General features: G+C 68.9%; 24 protein-coding genes and 5 pseudogenes. 15 read left to right on the top strand and 14 right to left on the bottom strand.

The genetic code is table 11. From position 1 onward, the window contains the following. Positions 1-109: 109 nt before the first annotated feature. Positions 110-375 (bottom strand): annotated as a pseudogene (locus tag CLM62_RS52880) (sodium:proton antiporter); the annotation flags it as partial. 291 nt (positions 376-666) lie between these two features. On the opposite strand from CLM62_RS52880, the gene CLM62_RS02855 reads away from it, so the two are divergent. Together CLM62_RS02855 and CLM62_RS02860 are read left to right on the top strand one after the other, a co-directional pair. Next, a complete protein-coding gene (locus CLM62_RS02855; protein WP_257003632.1) occupies positions 667-2,040 on the top strand; it encodes a potassium transporter TrkG in 1,374 nt (457 codons plus the stop codon). After that, positions 2,033-2,755: a TrkA family potassium uptake protein gene (locus CLM62_RS02860; RefSeq protein WP_095748286.1), complete on the top strand. Its 723-nt coding sequence runs from the start codon at positions 2,033-2,035 to the stop codon at positions 2,753-2,755. The genes CLM62_RS02855 and CLM62_RS02860 overlap by 8 nt, the downstream gene beginning before the upstream one ends. A 512-nt stretch (positions 2,756-3,267) precedes the next feature. Here CLM62_RS02860 and CLM62_RS02870 read toward each other — a convergent pair. Then, positions 3,268-3,750: a CBS domain-containing protein gene (locus tag CLM62_RS02870; RefSeq protein ID WP_095748287.1), complete on the bottom strand. Its 483-nt coding sequence runs from the start codon at positions 3,748-3,750 to the stop codon at positions 3,268-3,270. Between the two features lie 344 nt (positions 3,751-4,094). Here CLM62_RS02870 and CLM62_RS02875 point away from each other — a divergent pair, with 344 nt between their 5' ends. Both CLM62_RS02875 and CLM62_RS02880 read left to right on the top strand, forming a co-directional pair. Then, positions 4,095-4,298, top strand: coding sequence for a hypothetical protein (locus CLM62_RS02875; protein ID WP_095748288.1), 204 nt, complete (start codon positions 4,095-4,097; stop codon positions 4,296-4,298). A 313-nt stretch (positions 4,299-4,611) separates the two neighbouring features. Beyond that, entirely contained in the window at positions 4,612-5,283 is a 672-nt protein-coding gene (locus CLM62_RS02880; RefSeq protein ID WP_095748289.1) for a hypothetical protein, read from the top strand. 136 nt (positions 5,284-5,419) lie between these two features. On the opposite strand, the gene CLM62_RS02885 is transcribed toward CLM62_RS02880, so the two are convergent. Continuing rightward, positions 5,420-6,034 (bottom strand): 4a-hydroxytetrahydrobiopterin dehydratase, encoded by a 615-nt coding sequence (locus CLM62_RS02885; RefSeq protein ID WP_143658905.1) that lies wholly within the window; start codon positions 6,032-6,034, stop codon positions 5,420-5,422. Between the two features lie 516 nt (positions 6,035-6,550). Between CLM62_RS02885 and CLM62_RS02890 the strand changes: the two genes are divergently transcribed. Continuing rightward, positions 6,551-6,712: an alpha helical protein gene (locus CLM62_RS02890; RefSeq protein ID WP_095748291.1), complete on the top strand. Its 162-nt coding sequence runs from the start codon at positions 6,551-6,553 to the stop codon at positions 6,710-6,712. 422 nt (positions 6,713-7,134) lie between these two features. On the opposite strand, the gene CLM62_RS02895 is transcribed toward CLM62_RS02890, so the two are convergent. Next, the gene (locus CLM62_RS02895) at positions 7,135-7,938 is read right to left on the bottom strand and encodes a maleylpyruvate isomerase N-terminal domain-containing protein (protein WP_095748292.1); all 804 of its coding nucleotides are present in this window, start codon (positions 7,936-7,938) and stop codon (positions 7,135-7,137) included. A 219-nt stretch (positions 7,939-8,157) separates the two neighbouring features. Continuing rightward, positions 8,158-8,352: pseudogene (locus tag CLM62_RS50955) on the bottom strand (SDR family NAD(P)-dependent oxidoreductase); the annotation flags it as partial. 28 nt (positions 8,353-8,380) lie between these two features. On the opposite strand from CLM62_RS50955, the gene CLM62_RS02905 reads away from it, so the two are divergent. Together CLM62_RS02905 and CLM62_RS52885 are read left to right on the top strand one after the other, a co-directional pair. Beyond that, on the top strand, positions 8,381-8,971 hold the full coding sequence (locus tag CLM62_RS02905; RefSeq protein WP_095748294.1) for a TetR family transcriptional regulator: 591 nt from the start codon (positions 8,381-8,383) through the stop codon (positions 8,969-8,971). 3 nt (positions 8,972-8,974) lie between these two features. Then, positions 8,975-9,187: pseudogene (locus tag CLM62_RS52885) on the top strand (hypothetical protein); the annotation flags it as partial. 482 nt (positions 9,188-9,669) lie between these two features. On the opposite strand, the gene CLM62_RS02910 reads toward CLM62_RS52885, so the two are convergent. Both CLM62_RS02910 and CLM62_RS02915 read right to left on the bottom strand, forming a co-directional pair. Further along, positions 9,670-10,548, bottom strand: coding sequence for an alpha/beta fold hydrolase (locus tag CLM62_RS02910; protein ID WP_095748295.1), 879 nt, complete (start codon positions 10,546-10,548; stop codon positions 9,670-9,672). 110 nt (positions 10,549-10,658) lie between these two features. Next, positions 10,659-10,823: pseudogene (locus CLM62_RS02915) on the bottom strand (short-chain dehydrogenase); the annotation flags it as partial. An 806-nt stretch (positions 10,824-11,629) separates the two neighbouring features. Here CLM62_RS02915 and CLM62_RS02920 point away from each other — a divergent pair. Further along, positions 11,630-12,727 carry an NmrA family NAD(P)-binding protein gene (locus CLM62_RS02920; protein WP_095748296.1) on the top strand — a complete coding sequence of 366 codons (1,098 nt, stop codon included), beginning with the start codon at positions 11,630-11,632 and terminating at the stop codon, positions 12,725-12,727. Between the two features lie 172 nt (positions 12,728-12,899). Continuing rightward, positions 12,900-13,136: pseudogene (locus CLM62_RS02925) on the top strand (site-specific integrase); the annotation flags it as partial. A 62-nt stretch (positions 13,137-13,198) separates the two neighbouring features. Here the strand turns inward: CLM62_RS02925 and CLM62_RS02930 are convergent. Together CLM62_RS02930 and CLM62_RS02935 are read right to left on the bottom strand one after the other, a co-directional pair. Continuing rightward, complete coding sequence (locus CLM62_RS02930; protein WP_095748297.1) at positions 13,199-13,612, bottom strand: PIN domain-containing protein; 414 nt, start codon at positions 13,610-13,612, stop codon at positions 13,199-13,201. Beyond that, positions 13,609-13,881 (bottom strand): CopG family transcriptional regulator, encoded by a 273-nt coding sequence (locus tag CLM62_RS02935; protein ID WP_095748298.1) that lies wholly within the window; start codon positions 13,879-13,881, stop codon positions 13,609-13,611. Before CLM62_RS02935 ends, CLM62_RS02930 begins: the two co-directional genes overlap by 4 nt. A gap of 376 nt (positions 13,882-14,257) precedes the next feature. Between CLM62_RS02935 and CLM62_RS02940 the strand changes: the two genes are divergently transcribed. Further along, on the top strand, positions 14,258-14,719 hold the full coding sequence (locus CLM62_RS02940) for a hypothetical protein (RefSeq protein WP_095748299.1): 462 nt from the start codon (positions 14,258-14,260) through the stop codon (positions 14,717-14,719). 74 nt (positions 14,720-14,793) lie between these two features. On the opposite strand, the gene CLM62_RS02945 is transcribed toward CLM62_RS02940, so the two are convergent. Both CLM62_RS02945 and CLM62_RS02955 read right to left on the bottom strand, forming a co-directional pair. Further along, on the bottom strand, positions 14,794-15,591 hold the full coding sequence (locus CLM62_RS02945) for a hypothetical protein (RefSeq protein WP_218835545.1): 798 nt from the start codon (positions 15,589-15,591) through the stop codon (positions 14,794-14,796). A gap of 501 nt (positions 15,592-16,092) precedes the next feature. Next, positions 16,093-16,299, bottom strand: a complete 207-nt coding sequence (locus CLM62_RS02955; protein ID WP_095748300.1) for a hypothetical protein — start codon at positions 16,297-16,299, stop codon at positions 16,093-16,095. A 478-nt stretch (positions 16,300-16,777) separates the two neighbouring features. Between CLM62_RS02955 and CLM62_RS02960 the strand changes: the two genes are divergently transcribed. The 5 genes from CLM62_RS02960 (at position 16,778) to CLM62_RS02980 (ending at position 21,922) form a co-directional block, all read left to right on the top strand. Beyond that, a complete protein-coding gene (locus CLM62_RS02960) occupies positions 16,778-17,929 on the top strand; it encodes a hypothetical protein (RefSeq protein WP_095748301.1) in 1,152 nt (383 codons plus the stop codon). Positions 17,930-18,358: 429 nt separating this feature from the next. After that, positions 18,359-19,015 carry a dienelactone hydrolase family protein gene (locus tag CLM62_RS02965; RefSeq protein WP_257003633.1) on the top strand — a complete coding sequence of 219 codons (657 nt, stop codon included), beginning with the start codon at positions 18,359-18,361 and terminating at the stop codon, positions 19,013-19,015. A gap of 295 nt (positions 19,016-19,310) precedes the next feature. After that, positions 19,311-20,180: a universal stress protein gene (locus CLM62_RS02970; protein ID WP_257003634.1), complete on the top strand. Its 870-nt coding sequence runs from the start codon at positions 19,311-19,313 to the stop codon at positions 20,178-20,180. A 268-nt stretch (positions 20,181-20,448) separates the two neighbouring features. Further along, positions 20,449-20,892, top strand: coding sequence for a hypothetical protein (locus CLM62_RS02975; RefSeq protein ID WP_218835546.1), 444 nt, complete (start codon positions 20,449-20,451; stop codon positions 20,890-20,892). A 541-nt stretch (positions 20,893-21,433) separates the two neighbouring features. Next, complete coding sequence (locus CLM62_RS02980; RefSeq protein WP_095748304.1) at positions 21,434-21,922, top strand: hypothetical protein; 489 nt, start codon at positions 21,434-21,436, stop codon at positions 21,920-21,922. Between the two features lie 254 nt (positions 21,923-22,176). Here the strand turns inward: CLM62_RS02980 and CLM62_RS49195 are convergent, their stop codons facing one another. Genes CLM62_RS49195 through CLM62_RS02990 form a run of 3 tightly spaced genes read right to left on the bottom strand, consistent with a single transcriptional unit; the run spans position 22,177 to position 25,905 of the window. Next, positions 22,177-22,395 carry a hypothetical protein gene (locus CLM62_RS49195; RefSeq protein ID WP_143658909.1) on the bottom strand — a complete coding sequence of 73 codons (219 nt, stop codon included), beginning with the start codon at positions 22,393-22,395 and terminating at the stop codon, positions 22,177-22,179. Beyond that, complete coding sequence (locus CLM62_RS02985; RefSeq protein ID WP_179381904.1) at positions 22,392-23,543, bottom strand: RHS repeat-associated core domain-containing protein; 1,152 nt, start codon at positions 23,541-23,543, stop codon at positions 22,392-22,394. Before CLM62_RS02985 ends, CLM62_RS49195 begins: the two co-directional genes overlap by 4 nt. Next, positions 23,518-25,905 (bottom strand): transglycosylase domain-containing protein, encoded by a 2,388-nt coding sequence (locus tag CLM62_RS02990; protein WP_179381907.1) that lies wholly within the window; start codon positions 25,903-25,905, stop codon positions 23,518-23,520. Before CLM62_RS02990 ends, CLM62_RS02985 begins: the two co-directional genes overlap by 26 nt. Between the last annotated feature and the right edge of the window lie 259 nt (positions 25,906-26,164).

Here is a 26,164-nt window from a genome sequence, read left to right on the forward strand (position 1 = left end):
CGCCGACACGGCCGGCCTCCTTCGCGGTACGAGGTGTCGTGTCGTCGTCGGGTACGCCGGCGAGGCCGTCGACGCGGAAGAGGCGGGCGATCGGCACGTCGGTGGAGCCGGCCGGGTTGCGCCATTCCTCCGCAGCTTCGGGAAGGAGGAGACGTGCGTGCCGTCGTGAACAGCACCGCGAACAGGGACAGATCGGCCGTCACGGACACGATCTCGCTTGTCCGGCGTGATGTGGATCAGCCTGAGGAACCCGTCGCTGACGAGCGCGCCACCGACCAGGACGAGGAGAGATGTCGACAGGACGGTCCGGGCCGCGAGGCCCGACAACAGCACCGCGATGAGCAGTGCCACTTCGAAGACCACGACGAGCACCATGACCTGGCTGGACCCCCGATCGGCGAAGAGAGTTCTCTCAAGACCGCCGACCAGGCTTCCCGGCACACCGCGAGGAACCCTACACGTTCTTTACACGGCATTGACGGGCTCCTGACGCGCACTCTGGGAGCCGGGACATTGCCGGATTCCGGCACACTCCGCTTCGGGCGCCGCGACAACACCTGATGCGCGTCCTAGCGGGGTAGGGTGACGGCCGCTCAGGTTTGACGAGCTCCTGGCGAAGTTCATACCAACCCTTGACGGAATCGACGTATCCAGGAAGGGCAGCCGGTGGCCGTACCTACCGCCCGGGCGCGCCACTCGCTGTTCACCGCGCACCCCGCCCGCACCGTCGTGGTGGCCTTCGCCGTCGTCGTCGCCCTCGGGACCGCACTGCTCGCGCTGCCGATCTCCGCCGAAGGGGGTACGGCCACCGGGCTGGTGCCCGCGCTGTTCACCTCCACCTCGGCCGTCTGTGTGACGGGCCTGGCGGTCGTGGACACCGGCACGTACTGGAGCGGTTTCGGCGAGGGTGCGATCCTCGCGCTGATCCAGGTGGGCGGCTTCGGCATCATGACGATGGCCTCCCTGCTCGCCCTGCTGGTCTCCGGCAAGCTGCGCCTGCGGCTGCAGCTCACCGCGCAGGCGGAGACCAAGAGCCTCGGCATCGGCGACGTGCGCCGGGTGCTGTTCGGCGTGGCCGGCACCACCCTGATCGTGGAGCTCGCGGTCGCCGCCATCCTCGCCCTGCGCCTCCGCTCCGGCTACGGCAATTCCGTCGGCGAGGCCGCGTACCTCGGCTACTTCCACGCCGTGTCGGCCTTCAACAACGCCGGCTTCGGGCTGCACGCCGACAACCTCACCCGTTACGCCCAGGACCCCTGGGTCACTCTGCCGGTCGCCGTGGCCGTGATCCTCGGCGGTATCGGCTTCCCCGTGCTCCTGGAACTGCTCCGCCACCGGCACCGCCGCCGCACCACCGGCCGCCGCAACTGGACCCTGCACACCAGGCTGACCCTGATCACCACCGTCTGCCTGCTCGCCGTCGGCACCCTGCTGACCTGCCTGCTGGAGTGGACCAACTCCCGCACCCTGGGTCTCCACGACTGGCCCGAGAAGCTCCTGAACGGGTTCTTCCACTCCACGATGACCCGGACCGCGGGCTTCAACGCCCTCGACATCGGGGCGATGCAGTCCTCCACGCTCCTGATGACCTGCATGCTCATGTTCATCGGAGGCGGCAGCGCGGGCACCGCGGGCGGCATCAAGGTCACCACGTTCGCGGTGCTGGCCGTCGCGATCATCGCCGAGGTACGCGGCGAACCCACTTCCGCTGTTCTCGGCCGCAGGCTCGCCCCGCACGTCCTGCGCCAGGCCCTGACCGTGGCGCTGCTCGGCGTCGGACTGGTCATGACCGCCACGCTCGCCCTGCTGAGCATGACCACGCTGGCCTTCGACGGCGTCCTCTTCGAGGTCGTCTCCGCCTTCGCCACCGTCGGCCTGTCCACCGGCATCACCGCCGACTTCCCCGACGCCGGACAGGTGATCCTCGTCCTGCTGATGTTCATCGGCCGCCTGGGCCCGATCACCCTCGTCTCGGCGCTCGCCCTGCGCGAGCGCAAACGCCGCTACGAACTGCCCGAGGAGCGACCCGTCATTGGTTGACTACCTGCACTCCCTGCGCCGGCGCCGCCGCAAGCGCCTGGCCGACCGGCACGCCCCCTCCGTCGGCGACCAGCGGGTCGCGGTCATCGGCCTCGGCCGCTTCGGCAGCTCGCTCGCCAACGAACTGATGCACCGCGGCTGGGACGTCCTCGGCATCGACACGGACGCCCGCGTGGTGCAGAAGTACAGCGACGCCCTCACTCACGCGGCGGTCGGGGACTGCACCGACCCCGAGGTGCTGCACCAGCTCGGCGTCCACGAGTTCACCAGCGCCGTCGTCGCCATCGGCGACTCCGTGGAGGCCAGCATCCTGGTCAGCTCCAACCTGCTGGAGGCCGAGGTGCCCAACATCTGGGCCAAGGCCATCAGCCGCCAGCACGGCCAGATCCTCGAACGCCTCGGCGTCCACCACGTCGTCCTGCCCGAGCACGAGATGGGCGAACGCGTCGCCCACCTCGTCACCGGCCGCATGCTCGACTTCATCCAGTTCGACGACGACTACGCCCTGGCGAAGACCGTCGCCCCGGACATCGCCACCGGCGTCCCGCTCGCCCAGAGCCGGGTCCGCAGCAAGTACGGCATCACGGTCGTCGGCATCAAACGCCCGGGCGAGGACTTCACGTACGCCACCGCCGAAACGGTCGTCCAGAAGGGCGACGTCATCGTGGTCACCGGCAAGACCCACGCGGTGGAGGCCTTCGCCGAGCTCAGCTGAGGCGTACGGCCCTGAAGGGGAGCCTGTCGTCGTCTCGGCCGGGGCGCTCGCCGACCGGGTCGAGGTACGTGGTGTGGTTGACGGCGGCCCGGCCTTCCGGGCGAGGCCAAGGACCGCATCTTCGGCATCGAGAACGCGTAGCACGGGAGCCTGCTCGGCCGGCACCCCCGCCTGGACCAGGACGGCTCGCTGACCGTCGGGCAGACCCACTGGGCCCTTGACAAGGACGGCCGGCCCGGGGAGGAGAAGGCCCTGGAGGTCGCCGCTGCGGGCTGCCGCCTCAGGGGATCGAACTGCGCGCATCCGTCTGCGCGCATCCGTGGGCGGCCGCTACCTCGGTCGGTTCGTGCTGCTTTCCGAGCCCGGCGCCGTAGTGCCGCCCTCACCGCCCCCCCGCGGACCTGTCTGGTCGCCGTCAGCCTGGCCGACCACCTCGGTGCCGCGCTGGACACGGCGGGTCCGGTGCTCGACCGATGACCGCGAGCGGCGCCATGGCGGGTCCGCGCGTCGGATCAGGCGCCGGGCGCGCTCAAGCTGCCGGTCTTGCTCAGCAGTTCATGCAGCAGGTGGGAGGCGGTGATGACGCCGAGCAGACGCATGCCGGCCTTGTCCTTCTCGGCCACCGCCACCAGCGGGCTGCGCACCTGTGCCATCAACGCGGCGACCTCCAGCGCGGTGTCGTCCGGATCGGCGATCGGCGGCGGGGCCGCCGTACGCGAGAGGCAGTCACCGACACGGCGGCCGGCCAGGGCCTCGCACAGCCGGTCGGCGTGCCGCTCGTCGACCACCGCGGCGAGCGTGGGGTCCTCGATCACATACGTCGGCACCAGCACCTTGATCATCTGAGAGGCCGGAAGGATGGCCTTCGGCTCCCCGAGTTCGTCGAGCACGAGCAGCCCGGGCAGTTTGTGCTCGGCCATCAGCCGGGCCGCGTCCAGGGCGTCGCTGTCGACGCTCACCGACTCGTATTCCACCGCCAGGTCACGTGCGCGCACGGTCGGCTCCTCATCTGCTGAAACGTCCCCGGCACCCAGCGTCGTACGGGTCCCGCCCCGGCGCCAGGCCATCGCACGGAAACATGCGCAACCCATGCGCCGTCCGTCCGACGTGGAGCCACCGAGCACAGACCCGTGACCGCAGCCACCGCAGGCATTCTCCCGTGAACCGAGCCCTGCCCGGCGTGACAGCACAACCGTCGGGAAGGATCAGCGGTCTTCCCTGCGGAACCAGACGTCCCGGAAAAGCACGGCAACCACCCCTCGCGCGTGCACCCGGCGTCACACAGCGCGCCTCGATCGGCGAGAGCCGCGCTTGTCCGAACTGCGAGGAGGCGCGTCGGATGGCCAGACGTCATCACGAGCGGGACGGCTTCCGGGCGCGCTCGCGCAGGCACAGGGAGGCCGCCATCGGGAGCATGCAGCCCGCCGGGCAGCGCGCATACGTCCTGAACGACGTGGTCGAACCGCTGCTGCACCGTGCCGACCTGCTGTCCCAGCTCCTGCGGATCGGCCACGCAGCCACGTCGGAACACGGCAAAGGCTGAACCTCACCCGACGGACGAGCGCCGCCGGGCTCGCGGCCGTCGGTTCGTCGCGTTCCCTGGGTGGGGTGGGGTGGGGCGGATGCCGATGTGGTGGTTCTGCACGAGCATCCAACCGGGGAAGCCCGGCGCCGGGGTAGACGGCGAAGCCCACCAGCGTGACGGTGTATCTACGCCGGCTGAGTGCATTCGATGCGTTCGGGTACCCGCGCCGGAGAGGACGGTCGCCACCGGCCGGGATTGCCGGGACTGCCATGTGCCGGCTCGCGGTGAACCGGCAGCGCGCGACGCACGGGGCCTCGGTGAGGATGTAACCATGGCTCAGCCGCAGAAGAAGGAACTGGTGGCGGCCCTGCTGGACCGGTACGGCCGACACAGCCTCGCTGAAGAGGCAGAGATCCACCTCAAGAACCAGCCGCACGCGATGTTCCAGTTGCTGCAGCTGGCGCTGCTGATGGACGCGAGAGTGGCCCCCGAAACAGCCGTACGCACGTTCATGACCCTGCGCGGTCGCAACTGGTCGACCGCGGGAAAGGTACGGGCGGCCGGGACCACGAAGATCGCGGAGATGCTGGCCGACGCCGGGTACCCCGAAGGCGACCGAAAGCGCATCTCCACGGCTATGACCGATGCGGCACTGCACCTGCAAGAAGATCATGGAGGCGACCTCGGCGAACTGCGCCAGGACGCGGAAAACGACCCGCAGCGGGAACGGGAACTGCTCCGGCACTTCGCCAGCGTGGATGACGACGTGGTGGATGCCTTCTTCCGGGAGGCCCAGCTGCTGTGGCAGGAGCTGAGCCCGTTCGCGGACAAGAAGGCGCTCGACGCAGCCGACCGGCTCGCCTTGGGCAAGGATGCGGACTCCCTGCGTTCCCTCGTGGATGACGACCGGCAATTCGTACGGCTCATCGACTCACTGGTGAGGATCCGACACGAGGCGGACGGCTACCAGAAGGTGCGCGAGCTGGCCGGCCAAAAGGGCTGAGTTCCTCGGCGCTCTCGGAATGCTGGACAACGCTGGGGGCCGCCGCCGCGCAGCCCGATGCGGGATGCCCGGTGCCCGGTGCCCGATGGCTGAGCGGGCCGGGACCGGGGACCCGCCATCAGCCCGGGACCGGCCATCAGGTGGCGGATCCGCCTCCGACCGCCATGACAGCATCGTCGATCCGGTCGGCGAGGTCGAGGTCGAGCGGGGTCACGGCTTGCACCGAGCGGGTCTGGACGGTGAAACGCACCCCGTCGCCCGTCTGCTGGGTCAGGGGCCGGTGGCCGAGTTCGTCGGCGGCCCGCTCCACCTGGGTCAGCAGCAGTTGAACGCGGTCGACGGGAAGCGCCACCGTACGGGACAGCTCGTGGGTGTCGCCGGTCCAGCCGGGGCGCTGCCGTAGTGCGGCGGGGACCTCCGCGTCGCTGAGCGGCCTCGGGGCGTCCGTGGCGCGGCTCGACCGCTCGGGAAGCGGGTCGGGTTCGGTGAACAGCGTGCCGAATTCGTCGGGCAGGCAGCTGCGCAGGTCAGCCATCAAGCTGATGTCATCGGCCGTGACACGCGAGACCACGGTCTGCGCCAGGAAGAGCGCCTGCTCAGGCGTCCCGCCCGCGGGCTTGGCGACCTCGGCCAGCAAATCGCTCAGCCGCCCGGCGGGTTTTTCCCCTCGATCACCGCTGCCGGAGACCACAGCAACTACGTCCCCACCCGCCTGGCCGACCGTTACGACGTCTTCTGCCACCTCGACCACACGACGGCACTCATCCCGCTGCACCCCGACCGCCCCGGCGCGGGCGAGGAAGAAGAGACGTGGCCCACCGGCATGTGACCCACGCCCACCGCAGCGGACCGCCGATCTCCCGGGCACAGCACATAGCGGGCGAAACAGACATGAATCGTGGAATACGTGGTAGTCCGGGCAGCGACGCCTGCACGACGATACGACGACACGACGACACGTTCCTCACCGCGTCGCCCAGCGGGCGGGCGCGGACAAGGCCAAGGCCACCCACGAGGCCCGCACCGTCATGGAGCTCGTCGGCGAGGCCACCCAAGGGGCGTCTGACCGACAAGGTCCGCCGGTCGCTGGACGACGAACTCGCCCGGATCCTCTTCGCGGGCAGCGGCGGCGGCATCACCTGACACACATGCGCTGCTCCTGTGACCGATCCGGGCGCCCCGGACTCGGCAACAGGGACGGCACCACAACCGAGACGACCGCCGGAGCGTGGGCGGCGGACGACGAGACCTCGGGAGGCGAGGAACCGTGACCGCGAAAGCCGGCGAGAAGGCCCAGAAGACAGGCGACTTCTACTGCGCCAAGTGTGACGAGAAAGTCCATGTGAAGCAGGGCGACAAGATCCCCGCATGCCCCAACGGCCACAAGGAGTTCTCGACGCGCCGGAACGAGCCGGACACCAAGTCGTGAACGCATGTTCGGGCAGAGCCGTGGAGCGACGGTCGACAGAGCCCCCGGAGCAAGCAGTGGCGAACCGGGCGGTGAGATGAGGACCAGCGAGCGATCACAAGGGGTCTTCGTGACAGACCCTGCGAGGACAAGGCCATCCGCGGTGTCACCGCCTGCCTCAAGACCTGCTGACCATGCTGTTCCTGAACGTGGACGCAGCAACCCGCTCGCCTCGCGCGGAGGCCGGCTCGCGCCCTGCCTGCTTCAGGTGTGGCGGCGCAGGACGAAACGGCGTTGGCCCAGGGCACACCCCTGACCCCAGACGACGTACCGAACTCCCGGCCCGTTGACGGCATTTCGGGGGACGACGGCGTGCAGCCACCACAGCGTGCCCAGCCCGCTCACCTGCCACAGGCGGTCCTGCTCATTCCCGGACGAGGCGGTCAGATGACGTTGACGGCGTCGAGGAGATGGGCGGCGAGTTCGGTGTCGCCGGTGACGGTCACGTCGTGGTCGCGCCATGATGACCGCTGGGTGCCCCAGTCGGGGAAGGTCAGCGCGGGGGCGGTGACGTGCGCGGCGACTGGGCCGTTGGACGGGGCCAGCACGCCTGCCTCGTCGATCCACCATGTTCCGCCGCCGGGGCCGGTGAGCGTCAAAGCGACACGGGCGTCGAGCCCGGCGACCGGCGCCTGTCCGACCTGATTGCTGAGTACGGCGAGCATCCACGTCAAGACCGCTCGCATCCGGTCGGCGTCGGTGGCCGGCGTGGGCCGGCCGAGTGCTGGGGCCATGTCATGGCGCAGGTGCGTGTGGTGGTCGAAGACGAGGGCGCCGCCGATCAGCAGGCCCAGGGGATAGCGTCCGAGTTCGACGAGCGGTATGCGTAGCCGAGTGGCGGGGGTGCGTCGGATGAGGTCGAGGAGCGTGGTGGCTCGGCGGGTGGCGCGGATGTACTCGGCCATGACCTGTGCCCGGCTCCAGCCGCGTCGTCGGTCGACGGGGCCTTCGTTGAGTTGTTCGAGGCTGGTGGCGCGGAGCGTGTCCAGACCGGGGGGTGTGTAGCAGTTCCTTGCTGTCGCGCCGATGTGGGCGACGACGTCGGCGATGCGCCATCCCGCCGCGGCGCTGGGTGCCGCCCATTCCACATCGCTGAGGCTGCTGGTGAAGTCGAGCATCTCGGTGCGTTCGGCGCTCAGGGCGGCGCCGATGTTCCGCAGGTCCGCTGCGGGGAGGCGATCGGTCATGCCGTTCTCTTCTCTCGGAGGAACTCCGTGTCATCCGGGTCCGCGCCCGCCATCGGCGCCCCCGGATCAAGTGCTGAGGGCCGCGGCTGCACCGATGGTCCCCACGCCCGTGGCGGTCTGGCGATGAGTGGAGCTACGCGTGCATGGCGCGTCGTGCCATCCAGCCCATCGCGCGGACGACCAGGCGCCGTGGCAGGAACTTGCCGGCGAGGGCGAGGCGGCGGCCAGGCTCTGAAGCCGGTCCGCCCGGCGGGCGACGAGCACCAGGTTCGCGCCGCGGCGGGCCAGCTGGTGTGCGAACTCCGCGCCGAGGCCGGAGCTGGCTCCGGTGACGATGACGGTCTGGTGGCGATAGTCGATCCCTGTCACGCCATACACCTTACGCACGCCCTTGCACTCAGTGCAAATTTCCATATCGAGTGAATGCTTGTACCATCGATGCATGGCCCGGAAACAGACATCCATTCGTGAGCAGACCCGCTCCGTGGTCCGATCCCTGCTCGCCCGGACCGCCGTCGAGCTGTTCGCCGCCCAGGGGTACGACAACACGACACTGGGGGAGGTCGCCGCCGCAGCGGGTGTCTCCCGGCGGACCCTGTTCAACTACTTCCCCAGCAAGGAAGACCTCGCGCTCGGCGGCCTGTCCGAACAGGGCGAACTGATCGCGGAGCGCTTCGCGCAGCGCCCGGCCGACGAGGACTGCTGGGCGTCGCTGCGCGCGGCGTTCCAGGTGATCGAGGAGATCGAGACCACCCCCGAGCACCGCCTCGAGCTGGTCACCCTCCTGTTCGACAACGAGTCGCTGCGCGCCGGCCACGCCGAGAAGCAGGCTCGCTGGCAAGACCTGCTCACACCACTGATCGAGCCGCGACTGCCCGACTCCGACCACCGCGCCCTCCAGGCGCGCGCGATCGCAGCCGCGGCGATCACCTGCCTACAGGCAGCGAACCAGGAGTGGGCGCGCCTCGGCGGGCGGGTCGACCTGTTCGACCTCTACGACACAGCCGTGCAGGCCATTCGCCGACCAGCCTGAAGCCCGGCCGAGGTCGCCCAGCGGGCAGGGAACAGCGTCGAGGTCCTGCTGAGCCGGTACGCGAAGTGCCTGTACGACCGGCAGTCCATCAATAACCAGCGCATCGAAGGGCTGCTGAACTGGGCGGGACTTCCTCGGCAGGAGCACTCCGCGGATTTTGAGCTCAAGCACGGTAGTTGTCACATAGGCAGGCGTGTTGTCACGGACTGTGGTTGAACGCCACGGTTGGCCGCTGAGCCGGGACACGGTAGTTGGAACCTGGCCACGGGAGTTGGAACCTGGCCACGGGAGTTGGAACCAGCGTCGGGGCGGCAGGCGGGGGCGGCACCGATAGAGTCGGCTGGTGACCGAGCGCATTGTCCAGCCGTCCCTGCCGACCCGAGATCAACTCTGCGCTCTGCGTGACTTCGTTCATGGGCGGAGTTACTCCGCGGGTTCGGTTGCCATTCGGCTTCCCGGTGAACCGCCTCATGCTGCGGACTCGAGTGTGGCCGATGTGGCCCGTGCCTCGGGCGCCCTGTATGACGTCACCAACGTCCTCTGCAAGCGGCTGTTCGCCGAAATCGACACTGGTCAGCCCGGCGTCGCTGCCGAGCTCGCGTGGGAGGCGCTTCTCGCGATCTCAGACACTTGGCGAGATGCGCCCAATGTGCCCGCTGAGCTGCGGAAGCTGGTATTTGATGCTGCCCTGCGGCGGGTCACGCCACCGCGTTCAGCAGGTCGGCCACTACCTCCGGCCTCTCGAGTGAGATGAAGTGGTCCGTTCCCGGCAGCTGCGTGAAATCGGCGGCAGGCAGCAGCTTCCTGTTGGCTTCCCGGTCCGACGGCCGGGACCAGTCGTTCTCCCCGTAGACGAGGTGGACGGGGGCCTTGACCTCGGGGTAGCGCGAGCGGGCCGCGATAAGGCTGGGCATGCTCCGGTACAAGGCGCGGGCAACGGTGGGGTAGCCGGGACGCCTGCCTACCTGGAGGAGCTCGTCCAGGTAGTCCTCCCGGAAAGCGGTCTTGTCACCCACGCCGCCCTGCAGAATCCTGCGAAGAACGGGCTTGGGCTCCTGCTGGGCGATCACCCGGCCCACCCCCGGAGTGATGATCCCGCCTATCACCACACTAGCGAGGACACTGGACCGGGCGATTCCGTCGCGGTAGTCGTACGCATTCACCGCAACGACGCGCCGTACCCGCTCCGGCAGATCGGCCGCGGCGGTCAGGGCGAGCACCGCACCCAACGACTCCCCGACCAACGTCACGTCATGGAGGTCGAGTTCGGTCAGGAGCCGCTCCACGCCCGCGCGCATCGCCGGCTCGTCGTACGAGGCACCGGGCACGATCTCGGAGTAGCCCATCCCCGGTAGATCGAGGGCGTACACGGTGTACTGGTCCGAGACCAGGGGGATGAGGAAGCGGAAGTGCTCGGCCTGCGTTCGCACGGTGTGCAGCAGGACCAGGGGAGCACCGGTGCCCGCCTTGAGGTAGCGCAGCGTTCCCTCGCGGCTGTGGCGTCCTCCGCGCGGGGCGATGGTGTGGCTGGTGGTCCCCGGAATGTGAATCGTGGGACGTGACTCTTGGTTGGGCATCTCGCCGGCTCCTTGGGTGTGAACTGCGAATAGGTGACCTTGTGCGGCCCGGCAGGGAGGGTGCTGACGCCTGTGGCGCGCGGCCGGCGGCCCTCGCTCTGGTCCGCGACCTACTTCGACAACTGGGCGTACAGTCCGGCCAGGTCCCAGGGCAGGCCCGCCTTGACCTGTCGCGAGACGTCGTCGGCGAGCACCTCGTACGCTCCCGTCTCGACGCCGTCGAGGGCGAGGGAGGCGACGTCACGAGGGTCGAACTTGGGTGTGTCGACACCCGCCAACGAGAAACCGATCGGTTTCCATCACAGTAAACCGATCGATTTCTGGGCGCAAGCTCAAGCAGGAACCGATCCCCGGCTGCCGTCACTCGCTGACCGCAGGTCGATCCGCGATCAGCGGGCCGGCGTTCGGCCGCCGTCGGGGTCGACGCGTCCGCCCGTGATTTGTGGGCCGTGTGGTGCGGGAACTTCGCAGCGTCGGCGGGATCTCAGTGCCCAGGCTCGTGAGGTCGTCGAGGCGCCACTGCCTGAGGTTGAGGTGCTGGGCATCGACGAGACCAGCCGGGGCCGTCCGCGCTGGGAACAGGACCCCGACACCGGCACGTGGCAGCTGGTGCGCGACCGGTGGCACATCGCTTTGTCGACGCGCTCGGAACCGGAGGTTTGCTGGGCCAGGTCAAGGGCCGTACCGCCGTCGGCGTGCTGGCCTGGTTCGCGGCCACCCCGCTCACCTGGAGAAAGAACATCCGGTGCGTCGCGATGGTCCTCGCCGTGGCTGTTGTCGGCGCCAGCCGCGAAGTCGGCCACCTCCGCCTTCGGCTTCCGCAACGCCGACAACCAACGACTGTGCACACGCTGCGTAATCGCCCGCCGTGCCTGCGGACACCTCAGCACCGCTCAACTCCGAAGACCCGGATACCCGGGCGGGCGCTTGCCCTTTGGAAACCGATCGGTGTACTCTGTCTGAAACCGATCGGTTTCCTAGGCGGGTGATTGATCGCCAAACTGATGTAGAGATCAGTCTCGAAAACGCCGCGTCCATCGCGTACTGATCGCGTGCGTACTCAACCTCTGGAGCAAAAGCCATGTCTTCTCACGCCACCTCCACCATCTTCATCATCGGCGGCACAGGGGCTCAGGGGATGCCCATCGTCCGCTCTCTTGTCGCCGACAAGAAGTACTCCGTCCGAGTCCTCACCCGCGATTCCACCTCCCCCCGAGCCCAGGCCCTCCTCGCGCTCGGCAACGTCTCCATCCTCGAAGGGTCATTCGCCGACGAGGAGGTACTGCGCGAAGGATTTCGCGGCTGCGACGGGGCATTCATCAACATCGACGGGTTCAACACAGGCGAGAAAACCGAGACCTACTGGGCCATCCGCACCTACGAGATAGCGATCGAAGAAGGAATCAAGTTCTTCGTCTACGGAAACCTCGACTACGCCCTCAAGAAGTCAGGCTACGACTCCAGGTTCCGCACCGGCCACTATGACGGCAAAGGCCGCATGGCCGAATGGGTCCTGTTCCAAAACGAAAAGAACAGGGACCGGATGGGGGCGGCGGTCTTCACATCAGGTCCCTACATCGAGATGGTGATCTCACCGCTCACGCCCATGCAACCCGCCATCGAGGACGGCGTCGTCACCTGGCGAGTCCCGCTCGGCGAGGGAGCCGTTCCGCACGTGGCTCTCGAAGATTGCGGATTCTACGTTCGCTGGCTCTTCGACCATCCAGAGCGGGCCAATGGCATGGACCTCGAAGTCGCCATCGAGCACATGACCTATGCTGATATGGCTGCGGCATTCGAGAAGGTCACCGGGCATCCGGCGCAGTACATCGACACTGATCTGGAAACCTACTGGAACAGTCCGGACCTGAAGGGGATCGCTGATCACCCTGCCGGATACAACGCCGACCCCAACGACAAAAGCACCATGAGCTTCCGCGACAATTTCACGGGCTTCTGGAATATGTGGAAGCACGGAATCATCACCAGGGATTACGCTCTGCTCGACGAAATTCACCCCAACAGGATCAGAAGTGCTGAGGAGTGGTTCCGGCGAGAAGACCAGGTCGGAAGGGAACTCGGCAAGGGGAGTCTCTGGGAGAGGGTCCAGCCGGAGAACTGGAGCATGGAGTCTGCGGTCCTCAAGAGCAGTGCGGATTTGAGGACGGGCAAGTTGTAAACGCGTGAGCGGTATGGCGGCTCGGTACATGCTGAGCGATGAGTTGAATGTTCGCGATCGTCGCCGGGAGGTTGCTGCCGGGGAGCGTACGGCTCCGCGGCGCTCCGTCCCGGCGGTGACGGCCGTGTCGGACGAGGCCGAGTCCGCGCAGGTCGCTCGCGTACTTGGTGATCCGCATCTGGTGGCCCTGTGGCGCGAGCACGTCGCCGCCTTCGGCACGGCCGACGACGGCCGGCTGTTCTTCAGCGAACGCGGCGGAGTCCTCGCCCACACCATCTACCACCGGGTCTGGCACGAGACCCGCGACCTCGCGCTGCCGCCTGCTCTCACCAGCACCCCGCTCGCGAAGCGCCCGTACGACCTGCGGCACTCGGCGCTGTCCACCTGGCTGTGCGCGGGCGCCGACCCGGGCCACCCGATCTGGATGAGTAGCGGCGGGCCGAAGGTACTGCCCTAGCGACGAGGGCTGGGTCAGATCTTGATCACGGTGGCTCGTCTGCTGCACAACGCGGTGAGGTCCTCGGGATCGGAGGTGAGGATCGTGACGGGGCCGGTGGCGGCGAGGGCGGTGGCGCCGAGCATGGCGTCGATGGCGTACTTGTGGCCGTGCAGGCCGGCGTCGGCCAGGAGGGCGGCGGCGTGGCGGGCGATCGGCTCGGTGACCGGCTCGACGACCAGGCGGGACAGGGTCCACTCCAGCGCCGGGCGGTTGATCCGGGGGTGGACCACCTCTACGAGGGTGGCCGCGGAGGTGATCACCCGGAGATCGTCGGCGCGGGCGAGGGCTAGCCAGCCGGTGACCGTGCGGTCGTGCAGCACGGCCTTGGCCAGCCCTTCGCTGTCCAGGACCAGGGTGCCGCCGGGAATGGCGGGGGACCGAGTCACGCGGCGTTCGTCCCGCCCTGCGTCTGGTCGGTCTGCTCGCGGCGGGCCTGGTGGAGCTGGTCGCGCAGCGCCTGGATCTCATCGTCGGCGACGGGACCGTGCTCCGCCTCGGCGACCTGGATGAGTTCGTTGAGGTTGTCGCGTTCGATCTGCCGGGCCACGGCGGCAGCCACGTAGGCGGACAGGCCGGAGGGACCGCTGCGGGCCTTGGCGGCTTCCGCGATGTCGCGTGGCATAGTGATCGAGTACTTGCCGGTAGGCTCACTCATGCCACTCATCCTACCGTCAATCCTCCCTCGGGGCGTCTTGTGATCGGGGGCTTGGCCGCCGGTGGCGTTGCAGCGGCGTGGCGGCGATCGGCTCGGTGACCGGCTCGACGACCAGGCGGGACAGTGTCCACTCCAGCGCCGGGCGGCGCCCGTGGCCTGCCTGCGGCCGTCAGCATGCGGACGGACCCGGTTCCTCCCGTGTCCATCAGAGCGAGTGTCCGGGAGGCGATGATCGAGGCGTTCCTCCCGGCCGACGGAAGTCCTGCCCTGCCTCGGCGAAGCTACGCGGCATGGTGTTTGCGTACTTCCCGGTGAGGCCACTCGATCTGTTCGACCTGCTCGTAGTCCCCAGTCCTGTTGGGGGAGGCGCACAGCGATGGCGCGCATGCTCGTCAAGGATGATGACCTGGTCGTACGGCTGGCATGGTGGGAGAAGGCGGCCGTGCGCCACGGTGACGTACGCGTGCCGCTGGCGGCGGTGCGCCGGGTGATCGTCGAACCGGACTGGTGGCGGGCCCTGCGTGGCATCCAGGAGCGGGGCGTCTGCATTCCCGGGCGCGTGTGCCTCGGTACACGCGGCCATCAGGCCGGGAAGGACTTCGTCGCAGTGCGGCCGGGCAGACCCGTGGTGTGCGTCGAATTGTGGCCGTCCGCCCCCTTCCGTCTTCTCGCTGTCTCCGCGCGGGGCGATCGGGAGGGCAGGGCCACGGCACGGAAGCTCGGCCGGAGTGCACCGAACGCCGACACATCCACGCGTTGGCGGCAGCCACTGCCTGTGCCCGAGGAATCGGACGGAAGTTCTGCGGGAATGCCGGTCCTGGAGCAGCCGGACCGTTGAGCGCGGCTGGCCGGGCGGCGATGGCTTCGTGGCACGCAGAGGCGAAGGCATGCCCTGCCGAAGCGGAGGGTGGCTCAACGCCACTCGCCTTTCGTCAGCGGTTCCGTCGGGTGCTTCTCACGCGGCATGCGCAGGCGGCGGAAGATCTCCGCGGACTCGGCGTCCTCGGCCTCCGCGTCGAGTTGGACGTCCAGTTCCTCCTCGACGTCGTGGGCGGCGCCGATCAGCACGAACTCGATGCCCTCCTGGTCGAGCAGGCCCGGATCGGCGTCGGTGAACCGCCGCCCTTCGAAGCGCTCCCGCTCCCGTTTCGGCAGATCGGCCCGCTGCGCCGGGGGCAGACCGGCTCCGGCCGGTGCGCCGGCCTCAGGATTCTTCACGGCGATGATGTAGCTCGCCTCGGGCTCGATGGCCAGTGCCTCCTGGACATCGCCGGGCTGTTCGGGCAGTTCGAGCTCGTAGGTGAGGTGCGTGTGGTCCCCGTGCCGGACGAGCGCATAACGGCCTTCGCCCGCCGGCCTGGCCTCGGGCTGCGTCCGCTCGCCGCGCGTCTGCGTGTCGTACCTACGTCGCCCCAGGTCCTCTGCGACGGTCTCCGGCCGGTCCGCCACCTCATCGACGAACCCCCAGAACCGTTCGTGCTCCTCCGGCTGCGGCAGGTGCTTGCGCCCGATGACGAGACGGCGACTTCGCTTGTCGCGGGAAGGCTGGAGGATCACGAACAGGCGCTGGACCTCTCCTATGCCGTGCACTCGCTCCTGTTCCACTCGGGGCCGGTATGCGAAGTAGATGTCGCCGCGTTCGATGACGTCGCTCGCCATGGTCACTCGCCGCCCCTCGTACGCCGGTGACCGGCGAGTACCCGTTGTCATGAGGCCGATGTGCTGTCCTCGGGTGACGCCTCGTCCCGCTCATGGCGGAAAGACAGGGAGTACGTACGGCCTTCTACGCCCCATTCTCCGCCGGGCGGCTTTGCTCCGGCGTCGATCGCGCGCAGGCTGGGGCGCCCGATATGGGCGCCGCCGCCGCACCGTACTCGCCGGAGGAACGATCGCTGCCCTCGCCCGCGACTGATTCGGTTCCTGCCGCCGATGTACCGAACACAGCCGACGTCCAGGGACTTCCATGCTGCTGATCGGCGGCAACGACCGGGAGGTGCTGCTGTGGCTCAACGGGGAGGCGGCGCAACGGCTGCGGGCGCCGCATGTGTTGGACGTCGTACCGGGCGCAACTCATCTGTTCCAGGAAGGGCGCTGGAGGAGGTGGCCCGGAGCACCTGCACGCGGGGCAAGCAGCGGCGGGGGAGCGGTGAGCTTCCGAACCGGCCGGCCCGCAGCGCGGGAGCGAGGGGGCGTGTGATGGGTGCCGAACCCTCATGTGTCCGTTGATGCCGCGTCGCCGGTGAGGAACCGGTCGAGCCGCTCGGCCTGCCGATAGGCCGTCGCTTGCGTGTCCTTTGGGGCCAACGCGGCCTGCATCCAGTCGATCATGTCCGGGCGGGTCGAGCGCGCCACAGCGTCTCTCAGGGCGGCGGTCTCGGCCTCGACCTGGCGGGCCAGGTCTTCGAGCCGAACCAGCACACGAGGGGAGCGGTGTTGCGCAGCCGTGGAAACAGGGCCGCTTCGAGGCCGCTTCTGCGCCGGGGGCCGTTGGGTGACGTCTGCACTTTGCCGGGGAACCATGTGTCCTCCCCCCGGTGCCCCGGAGAGCCGGTGCGTCATCGTGCGGCGGGGCCGCTGTTGCGCGACCACGCCATGCCGCGGCCACCACCTCCTTGCTCCGCGCCCTGGTGCGTGAGTGAGCTTTTGGTCCCGTCCGTACGGCGGTTCGTGCCGTGTGGGGCGGGTACTCGCGAGCGCGCGTGAAGCGGCGGCAGGCGGGAGGGAAGCCCGATGGCGTACGTGGGTGCCTTCGCTTGTCGACGCTGGGTCGGTTCAACCGGGCGGCCAGGGCTACCGGTGCGCATCGCGGTGGGGCACTGCGCGAGGTGCTGCCGCTGCCGGGCCGCGTCGCCGGCCGTTGTGCTGTCGTCGCCGGCAAACACCAGGTGGTGTGACGATGAAGTTGTCGTTCCTGCATCCGCTGACCAAGGAGCCCGGTCCCTGGGCCAGCGCCTACCTCGACACCTCAAGGGACATCGACGACGACCCCGACAAGGCGATCAGTCTGCGCTGGCGGCACCAACGAGACGCCCTGCGCGCCCAGGGGGCCGACCCTGCCACCGTCTCCGCGCTGGAGGCCGTGGTCGGAGCCGACCGCGATCTTCCCGGCCCGCACGGACAGGCCCTCTTCGCCACCCGCGGGCACATCGCCCTGGCCGAAGAACTGCCCGAACCGCCCGTACGGGACACCGCCCGGTTCGGCGGCCTGCCCGACGCCATGCCCCTCGCCCTCCAGCACGCCCCGGACATCGCATACCTGGCTGTCGCCCTCACCCGCGTCCACCCGCTCCCGGACACCGGCGACGAGAACGGGCAAAGCCCGGCAGACCAGGTCCTGATCGCCTACGAAGCCGGCCGGTGGCCGATGAGCAGGGCCACCCCGGGACCGCGCACCACTCACCTGGTGCCGCTGGAGGACTGGCAGCACGCCGCCCGCCGCCTCGCCGGTGAACTAGCGGATGTGGCCGACCGGCATCACGCCGAAACCCTCGTGCTGCGCCGGGACACCGGTGACACATGGCTGTCGGGCGTCCTCGTCAACCGCCTGCCCATCCACCTCCAGAACAGCCTCACGGTCGTCGAGGACGACCAGGGCACAGAGATCGGGGCTGACGACGGCCGGGCTCTGATCGAACAGCACGTGGCCGACGTGCTGCACGGGCGTCTGAGCAAAGCGGACCAGCGTCACCTGGACGTCTTCCACACTCAGCGCGCCCGGCATCGTGCCAGGTCGGAGGGTGCCGGAGCCGTCGTCACCGCCCTGCAGCGCGGCCAGGCCCAAGCCGTGCTCCTCAGCCCGCCCACCGCACTCCCCGAGAGGCTCTGGACCGCCACGCAGCCGAGCCAGATCGGCCTGGCGGCAGCGGAGCTGGAGGCGTTCGGAGCGAGCGACATCCGCGAGGAGCCGGCCGACACGGCACTGCTGCACGCCGCCCTGCGCACGGGAGCCGACCTGGTCGTGCTGCCTCCCGATGACGACACGCCTCTGGCCGACGGGGTGGGCGTCGTGCTCCGTTACCAGGACGTGGCGGACCTGACTGTCCTCTAGGAACGGTCGTGCGGGAACGGTGGCAGCAGAGCCGACCGACGTCGCGACCTGGGACTACCGCCCCGCGTCGGCGGCACGGTCGGCGTCCGGGCCGCGGGTGACGGTTCGGGAGCGGGGCCGGGTTCCGGCGGCTGGGGGAACGGAAAGGGTTTGGGCGATGGGCCCGGCGGGGGTTCGGGAACCGGCCGTGGCGGGGGCCGCCCCGGAGCCGGATCGGGACGGCCGGGTCCGGGCGGGCCGGGGGGACCGGGCGGCGGTTCGGGAGGAACGGGGAGCGGCGGCTCGACCGCCGTCGCCTCCTTGATGGTCGGTGATGGACAGTGATTGCCAAGCGGCGATGGCACAGGTTCCCCCTGCCGCGCTGGGTACACGGGCACGAGACCGGGGAAGCAATCAGCCCCGGAGTCCGACCAGCCGAAGAAGCAGGTGATGTCCGTGATCTCCGATGTCGTGTCGGTGCCCGCCGATCGCCGCACGCTGCCCGGCGACTTCGTCGTCCCCCAGTCGGCACGGGCGGTGGTGCTGTTCGCGCATGGCCTGCACACGCCCCGCAGCCATCCACGTATCCACGCCGTCTGCGCCGAACTGCATCAGGCCGGAATAGGCACGCTGTCGCTGGACCTGTTCAGCGAGATGGAGGGCCCGCGTGTCGATGCGGCGCAGGACCAGCCGGTCGACATGGAAATGCTGGGTCGCCGCCTCACCGCCGCGGTGGACTGGCTGAAGATACAGCCCGACACGCGGGCACTGCCGGTGATCCTGTTCGCTGCGGGCGCCGAAGCGGCCGTGGCGCTCAGGACGGCGGCTGAGCTGCCCGACCGGGTGCTGACGGTCGTCTCCTGGGCGGGGCAGCCGGAACTGGCCGGCGACGCCCTGGAGCGGGTACGCGTACCAGTTCTGTTCATCACTGGCAGCCAGTCCCCGCAGGAGCTGAGGACGGCCCAGGACGCGGCCCGGCGGCTGGCGGCCCCATCCTCCCTGCGCGAAGTGCGGGCCGCGTCACATCAGTTCGACGAGCCGGACGCCTTGAACCAGGCGGCCGAGGTGACCCAAGGGTGGATCGACGATCGCCTCAGGTCCCTGTGAGAGCCGAGGAGCCGGGTCGTTCGTACTTTGGGCGGCGATCAGACGACGGCGTACAAGGGGACTCGTCGGGTACCCGAGGGACGCTGTCGACAGGGCCAAGGGACGCTGTCGACAGGGCCATCGGTCCGAAAGCGAACGTCCTGAGGGAGGCGGACCATGTCGGCCTGGGCTACCGCGCGCCGCCGCTGGGCGCCAACCGCCGGTGGACGCACGAGCCGTCCTTCGGGATCGACAGGGCAATCCCGTGCGTCCTGACTGACCGACGGACGACCACGCGAGGTCATTTGGAGGCACGGTGAACCATGACGGTGGAAGCGGCAGGGTGCTCGTCGGCCTCGACGACACTGCGAACAGCTGGCTCGCCGCGGACTGGGCGGCCGGTGAAGCCGAGTTGCGCGGCGGCATGCTGAGGGTCGTCCACGCCGTTCATGGCATCACCGAAGCCGAACTCGAACTCGTCTCCCAGGGCGCCGATCAACAGGTGCTGGACGCGGCCGCCGGTGTGCTGGACGATGCCCGGGCCCGGCTCGCGTCCGCCCATCCGGGTCTGCGTATCGAGACCGTCCTCGCCCGGGACCATCCGGCCGAGGCCCTTCTGACCGCGGCAGAGGACGCCGACATGCTGGTGGTCGGCACGCGTGGGCGAGGCGGATTCGCCGGGCTGCTGCTGGGGTCGGTGAGCCTGAAGGTTGCCGCCCACGCCGCCTGCCCGGTCGTCGTCGCCCGCGGGAACACCGAGAGGAAGGCGGCCGACGGCATCGTGGTCGGCGTACGCGATGAGCGGGACGAGGAGGCCGTGCGCTTCGCCCTCGCCGAGGCGGACCTGCTGCGGGCCCCCGTGCGTGTGGTCCACGCGTGGACACCTCTCACGCACGCGGGCCTGATGGTGCCGCAGGTGGAGGACGTGGACGCGGAACGGCAGGTCCACGCGCGGGTGCTGAACCACGCGGCCCGGCCCGTCGCGGAGTATCCGCAGGTGCACGTGGACACCGAGCTGGCCGTCGGTTCACCCGCGGCCGTGCTGGTGGAGGCGTCCGCCGGGGCCGGCCTGCTGGTGCTGCCGCGGCATCCGCCCGCAGGCAGGCTCGGACTGCGCCTGGGCACGGTGGTACACGCCGTGCTGCATCACGCGAGCTGCCCGGTCGCCGTGGTGCCCGTGCGGTAGGGCGGGTGTCTCGCGCAGCTGCTTTTCGGCCCCGACCATGACGTTCACAGGTTCGGTGGCGCAGGACCGTCGGCTCCGGCGGCCACCCGGGATGACACGGCGAAACAGGCGGTCGGCGGCCATCGCGGCGGGAGCGCCGAGGCACCAGCGAGCCTCCGCAACGATTCACGTGCCGTCAGATGCCGGGCGGCCAGCGGGTTGTGCTCGGTGGTGAACCCGCCCGCCCGGGCCGGAGACTTCGAGCGTGTCGCCTTCGCGCAGGTCGGCCGTGATCCAGCTGGACAATCGTCCGTCGGGGACCTGTTTGTCGGCGATGCGCAGTTCGTCGTCTGCGGTGCCGCTGTCCGAACGCGAACCCCGGGTGCGCCTGACGTCGGTAGACGAGCTGGATGCCGCGCACCTGGTGTTGCACGACATCGACCTCACCGAGTGTCGGTTCGCCGGAGCTGTCCACCTCGACCAGCTGCGGGTGGACGGATGGTGCACCTTCGCCACCACCCTCACCGGCGCCCGCTGGCACGGGCCGCTTCCCGCATGGTGGAGCGCGCGGAGCACGCTGGCTGAGGAGCAGGTGCGCAAGTCACTGGAGGACGGCAAGAACGAACCGGATGCGGCCGACTCCTACTACGGCGAGATGGAGATGCGACGCCACGATGTCACCAGACCTGGAGGCGAGCGGGTGCTGCTGGCCGCTTGTTTTCAGGCGGACTAGGGGTGGCTTCCTGTTGTCGCGACCAGTCGCGTTCGTACGCGGCGGGGGTACGTAGTCGAGGCCGTCATGACGGGTCACCAAAGGCGCGGCCCGCTTCGGCCGGCAGTGCCTGCGGTGTTCCCAGACCGCTTGGGTGACGCCTCGATCCCCGCACGCACCGCATTGAATCTCATCGTCCGGTTGCACCGCGGCGGTAACTGATACCTCACATCATCGGTTCGAGCCACATACGCCGGGACCACCACAGGTCGCTGACAACTGCCTAGCGTCGAGGGATGTATGCACATTGATCGGCAGATCGGGGGTCAGGTATGGGCAAACGAAAGCGCGCACTCAGCCCTTTCCCATGCCAGGCTGACGCGCGGCGGAGGGCTGTACCACTCGGCGATGTTGGTGACGCGGGGTCGTACCACGCGGCCACGAACGCCTCGCCGAGGCAATGCACCTGAGAGGCCCATACGCAGTCATGTCTGTCATGCGGGCGGGCCGCCCCGATCGTGGATTCGATGTCGCTGTCCCTTCCAACGCACAGGTGAGGAACATGGTCCACGCCATACGCCGAAAGGTAACGACTGCCCTGACTGTCGCGGCCACCGCCGGCGCCCTTGCAGCAACAGCCACCCCAGCCAGCGCCGCAGACACATGCACGACTGACCAATTCCGCTACAACGTTGTCCACTGGCTTGGCCAGCCCACCGCAACGATCACCATCAACGCCAAGAAGTGCGTCGACGCTGAAGGCAATCTCACCAACGACAGTGCCGTCACCGCTGTCACGAACACGACGGCTTTCGGCCAAAACGCTCTCGGCGCGTACTGGAAGGACGAGGGAGCGATGACTCCGATCCGCCAGACGCCCACCTCGCAACTGCTCGACTACAACATCACCTACCAGGTGATCTTCCCACCCAAGGTGGGTGCGCCGATCGCGAGTTACCCGTTCAGTTTTCACGCGAACATGACACCGGCCGGGAAGACCACGGTGACTCACGACCAGCCGCATTTCGACTACCGCATCGAACCCGCCTGACGGTGCCCACGGTCGCTCCGCGTCGGCACGCAACGCCCCTCGCCCGCCGCCCCCGCGGCGCGCCCATGCCACTCAACTGCGGTGACCGTTCCCGCCAGCCGAGTCCCGCGGAACCTGGATGCCGTCCCGGGCGGAGTTCTCCGCCTGGTCCAGGGTCCGCCACGCGTCACGCGCGTTGTCGCGTTCGAGGACTGAAAAGGGGACGTGGGCCCCTGCTCGAACAGGAGCCCACGTCATTTACAGGAGGACTTGGGTCATCGCTCGGAAGCGTCCGGAGCGGAGGCCCCGTTCGCCTTCCGATAGCGCACGATGTCCCTACCGGTGGTGATCGCGACACTCAGGAACGCCGCCAGGAAGAGGGTGGCCGGCTTGTACTGGCTGCCGGTGATGAGCAGTATGCCCATACCACCCGCCGCGACGCCCATGGCCGCTTCCAACCCGAGCACTGTTCGGCTCAGGACACGGCGTCTCATCGTCTGCACCTCTCCACCCAGGCAACGGGTGGCCCGGCCCACTTGATCCTATAGCTGAACATATGCTTGCGACCGTAGAACTCGACGGCAATGCACTTGCCCTTGTACACCGCGTATCCGGCCACCAGGAACACGTACATCGAGTACGCCTCGACGGCGATCCACACCGCCCTGACGTAGATGTTCTTCACCCACTCCCGGGCCCACCAGAGCACGGTGAAGATGGAGCCGGACCACCATGCGACCGTTGCCGTCTCACTCTTGTTGAGGTGGAGGGTCACCCACCATACGGGTGACCACCAGCTGTCGGAGTGGCTGCCCACGCGGACGGCACCGCTCAGGTCCGCGCAGTTGACAGGATCGCCGGCGCAGTAGTCGTAGGCGTTGGCGTTGCCGCCCGGGACGGGGTCCGTCTGCAGGAAGCGGCCGCTGGTCGAGTCGTAGAGGCGCACCCCCATCAGGACGGCGCCGGTGGCAGTGTCCGAGGAACGCTGTTGACCGCCCAGCCAGCTGTTCCTGGCGACGACCGTGCTGTCCTCGGGGGTGCCGTACTCGTCGTATGCCGATGCGGTCGGAGCCGTCCCGCCGAGGGGCAGTTGGACGGTGACGTCACCGTGGATGTTCGTCATCTCCACAGCGGTGCCGCTCGTGGCGCCGCTCACGGCGGTGAGTTTGCCGTCGATGCCCTGCACGTAGCGGGTGATGGTGCCGCTGCCGTCCTCGGCCGTCCAGAGGGGGCTGTCGCTGTCGTTGCCGTAGTGGTCGACCTTGGAGCCGGTTTCGGTCCAGGTGCCACCGCTGTTGGACTCGGTGGTCCGGGCCGCCAGGCGGCCGGCCGCGTCGAGCGCCCATGTCTGGCGGCTCATGCCGTCGGCGGAGGTCTGCTGGCGGACCAGGTCGTTGGCGTAGTAGCCGATGGTCGCGCCGGACGCCTGGGTGGTGGTCCGGCCGAACGCGTCGTAGACCGTACCGGAGGTGACCAGCCGGGCCGCGCTGTCGTAGGAGGAGGCGGTGCTGGTGGCTCCGGTGCTGGTACAGGCCGCGCCGATGTCGCTGGTGGAGGTGGCGAGGGCGGTGCGGTTGCTGTCGTCGTCGAAGGTGTAGGCGTTCGATCCCCCAGGGTCATGGGTGTGGTGATGGGGCGCCACCGCTGCCTTGTTCGCCGCCTCCTGGGCCGAAGAGGCCGCCTGGCGGACCGGGGCTGGTCGCCGAGGGGGAAGGTGTGGCGGCGGTGGGGGAGGTGCACCCGCCAGGGATGTCGCTGCACGGCGTGAGGGATGGGGACGGTGCGGGTGTGCTGGGTGAAGGAGCGCTTGAGGGACTCTCGGTAGGAGATGTCGAGGGGGTGGGGGACGGCGCACCGTTCTCGTCGGCACCCTTGCCGAGGGAAGGTGCAGGCGGGAAGGGCTTCACTGGCTGGCCCTGGAGCGCGGCGGACATGTAGCCGAGCCACACTTGGGTGGGCATGTCCGCTCCGAAGACCTTGCTGTAGCCGCCGACCCCCGACATGGACTTCAGGCCCGAGTTGCCGGAGCCCTCCTTGAACATCGTGACCGCCGTGGACAGCTGCGGGGTGTAGCCGATGAACCAGGCGGACTTGTAGTCGTCCGTTGTGCCGGTCTTGCCGGCGGCGGGGCGTCCGAGGGCCAGGGCGTTGGTTCCGGTGCCGTGCTGGACCACGTCCTGCAGCACGTTCGTGATGGTGTCGGCGGTCGAGGCGGGCATGGATTGCGTGCCGGCGGGCGGGGTGAACCCCGGCAGCCGCCGGCCACCGTCGAGCACCTTGGTGACCGAGTAGGGCTCGTGGTGAACTCCGCTGTCGGCGAAGGTGCCGTAGGCGTCGGCCATGCGGATGGCCGACGGCGTGGAGGTGCCGATGTAGAAGCCGGCGGTGTCGTACTGGAGGCTGCCGCGCAGCAGGCCGGCCGCCAGCGCCTCGTTCTCCACGTTGTCGTACCCGACGTACTCGCCCAGCTGGACGAAGGGCGTGTTGACCGACTGCTCCATGGCCTTGCGCAGGGTGATGTAACCCCACTTGGTGGGGACGTCGTTCTGCTGATGGAGCAGCCCGGTGGGGTCGCTGCCGTCCGGCAGGTACTGCCCCTGCTGGTTCTTGATCTCGATGCCGTCGTCGCCGTCGAACATGCTCTCCGGCGTGATCGGCGACGGCGGCTGCCCGGGGGAGAGGACCGCGCCGTGGTCCAGGGCGGCGGCGAGGTCGAAGGGCTTGAAGGTGGAACCGACCGGCACGCCCGAGCTGTCGGCATTGTCGGTGTAGTGGCCCTTGTTCCAGCCGTCACCGCCGTACAGGGCGACGATCGCCCCGGTGGCCGGGTCGACGGAGGAGGCCCCGACCTGTACGTTGCGGTCCGCCGGCCGGTTCTTGGGGTCCAGGTGCTGCTTGCGCATCTTGGCCACGGAGGAGCTCAGTTCGGCGACCTGGTTCTTGTCGAACGTGGTGTAGATCTGGTAGCCGCCCTGATTGAGCTGCTGTTCGGTGATGGACGAGTGCTGCTCGACGTACTGCTGGGCGGTTTGGACCAGGTAGCCGAGCTGGCCGCTCGTCGAGCCGGAGGCGGTCATCGGTTTCGGCACCGGGAAGCCCTTACGCAGATAGGTCTGTTCCTGCGTGGCGCTCAACTTGCCGATAGTGGCCATCCGCGCCAATACGTACTTCCAGCGGGCGGTGGCCTGGGAGCGGGCCTGCGGGTCGTCGGCGTTCATCATCACGCTCGGCTCGTTCACCGTGGCGGCCAGGAACGCTCCCTGGCTGACGTTCAGCTTCTCCACGGGAAGGTGGTAGTACGCCTGGGAGGCGGCCTCGATGCCGTAAGCGCCGCGGCCGTAGTAGTTGCTGTTCAGATAGCCCTGCAGGATCTGCTGCTTGCTGAGACTGTTGCCGATCTTCAAAGAGATCATGATCTCCTTGAACTTGCGTGACAGGGTCTGGTCCTGGCTGAGGTAGGCGTTCTTCACGAACTGCTGCGTGATGGTCGACCCGGACTGCACCTGGCCGCCGTCAGCCATGTGGTAAAGCGCCCGGAGAATGCCCTGCGGGTCGACGCCCGGGTCGGTGTAGAAGGACGCGTTCTCCGCCGCGAGGAAGTCCCACTGCACATCGGACGGAATCTGCGACAGGCTCACGTTCTGCCGGTTCACCTGGCCCACGCTGGCCATCTGCGAACCGTCCGACCAGTAGTACACGTTGTTCTGCAGCTGGGCGCTCGGGTTGACGCTCGGGATCGACACCGACGCGTAGGCGAAGCCGATCGCGGCGGCCATGCCGCCGAAGGACAGCACGAAGACGGTCAACAGTTGCTTCCAGGACGGCAGCCAGCGCCGCACACCGCGCCTGCCCGCCCGCGGAAAGTCGATCAGCCGCCGCTTCCCGGGCGCCCCGCGCCGGGAGGGGGCGGCCGGACGCACGCCCGGGCCGCGCCCTGCCGACTTCCCGCGCGACGAGCGCCGGTTCGCCGTCTGGGCGGCCCGGCGCATCTCCGCTCGGGTCATCCGGGGCTGCTCGCTCGCAGGCGCCCTCTCCTCCTGCCCTGGAGAGGGCTCGGAATGACCCCAGGGCTCCCGCGAAGGAGGCCGGCTACGGTAATCGCTCATCCTTGCTGCCTTCAGTGAGATGCGCATGCCGGAGTCGGTCCTCCGGCACTGTTGGCGCCCCCGCCCCTGCGGTGGTTGCGGCGGAAGCCCGGGGTACGGGTACGGCCCCAAGGCCCGGCGCGACAGTTGCACGCGTTCCTTGCCATAAGAGGCGTAA

It is taken from the genome of Streptomyces sp. SA15 (genome assembly GCF_002291145.1).
Lineage (GTDB): Bacteria > Actinomycetota > Actinomycetes > Streptomycetales > Streptomycetaceae > Streptomyces.

What these genes read in the sequence shown, in the direction of transcription:
- CLM62_RS02940 (WP_095748299.1), top strand. Translation starts at nt 14,258, where the DNA reads ATGGCGCGCATGCTCGTCAAGGATGATGACCTGGTCGTACGGCTGGCA.
- CLM62_RS02910 (WP_095748295.1), bottom strand. Translation starts at nt 10,548, where the DNA reads ATGCCCAACCAAGAGTCACGTCCCACGATTCACATTCCGGGGACCACC.
- CLM62_RS02920 (WP_095748296.1), top strand. Translation starts at nt 11,630, where the DNA reads ATGTCTTCTCACGCCACCTCCACCATCTTCATCATCGGCGGCACAGGG.
- CLM62_RS02990 (WP_179381907.1), bottom strand. Translation starts at nt 25,905, where the DNA reads ATGACCCGAGCGGAGATGCGCCGGGCCGCCCAGACGGCGAACCGGCGC.
- CLM62_RS02895 (WP_095748292.1), bottom strand. Translation starts at nt 7,938, where the DNA reads ATGACCGATCGCCTCCCCGCAGCGGACCTGCGGAACATCGGCGCCGCC.
- CLM62_RS02980 (WP_095748304.1), top strand. Translation starts at nt 21,434, where the DNA reads ATGGTCCACGCCATACGCCGAAAGGTAACGACTGCCCTGACTGTCGCG.
- CLM62_RS02880 (WP_095748289.1), top strand. Translation starts at nt 4,612, where the DNA reads ATGGCTCAGCCGCAGAAGAAGGAACTGGTGGCGGCCCTGCTGGACCGG.
- CLM62_RS02945 (WP_218835545.1), bottom strand. Translation starts at nt 15,591, where the DNA reads ATGACAACGGGTACTCGCCGGTCACCGGCGTACGAGGGGCGGCGAGTG.
- CLM62_RS02875 (WP_095748288.1), top strand. Translation starts at nt 4,095, where the DNA reads ATGGCCAGACGTCATCACGAGCGGGACGGCTTCCGGGCGCGCTCGCGC.
- CLM62_RS02905 (WP_095748294.1), top strand. Translation starts at nt 8,381, where the DNA reads ATGGCCCGGAAACAGACATCCATTCGTGAGCAGACCCGCTCCGTGGTC.
- CLM62_RS02965 (WP_257003633.1), top strand. Translation starts at nt 18,359, where the DNA reads ATGTCCGTGATCTCCGATGTCGTGTCGGTGCCCGCCGATCGCCGCACG.
- CLM62_RS02935 (WP_095748298.1), bottom strand. Translation starts at nt 13,881, where the DNA reads ATGAGTGAGCCTACCGGCAAGTACTCGATCACTATGCCACGCGACATC.
- CLM62_RS49195 (WP_143658909.1), bottom strand. Translation starts at nt 22,395, where the DNA reads ATGAGACGCCGTGTCCTGAGCCGAACAGTGCTCGGGTTGGAAGCGGCC.
- CLM62_RS02960 (WP_095748301.1), top strand. Translation starts at nt 16,778, where the DNA reads ATGAAGTTGTCGTTCCTGCATCCGCTGACCAAGGAGCCCGGTCCCTGG.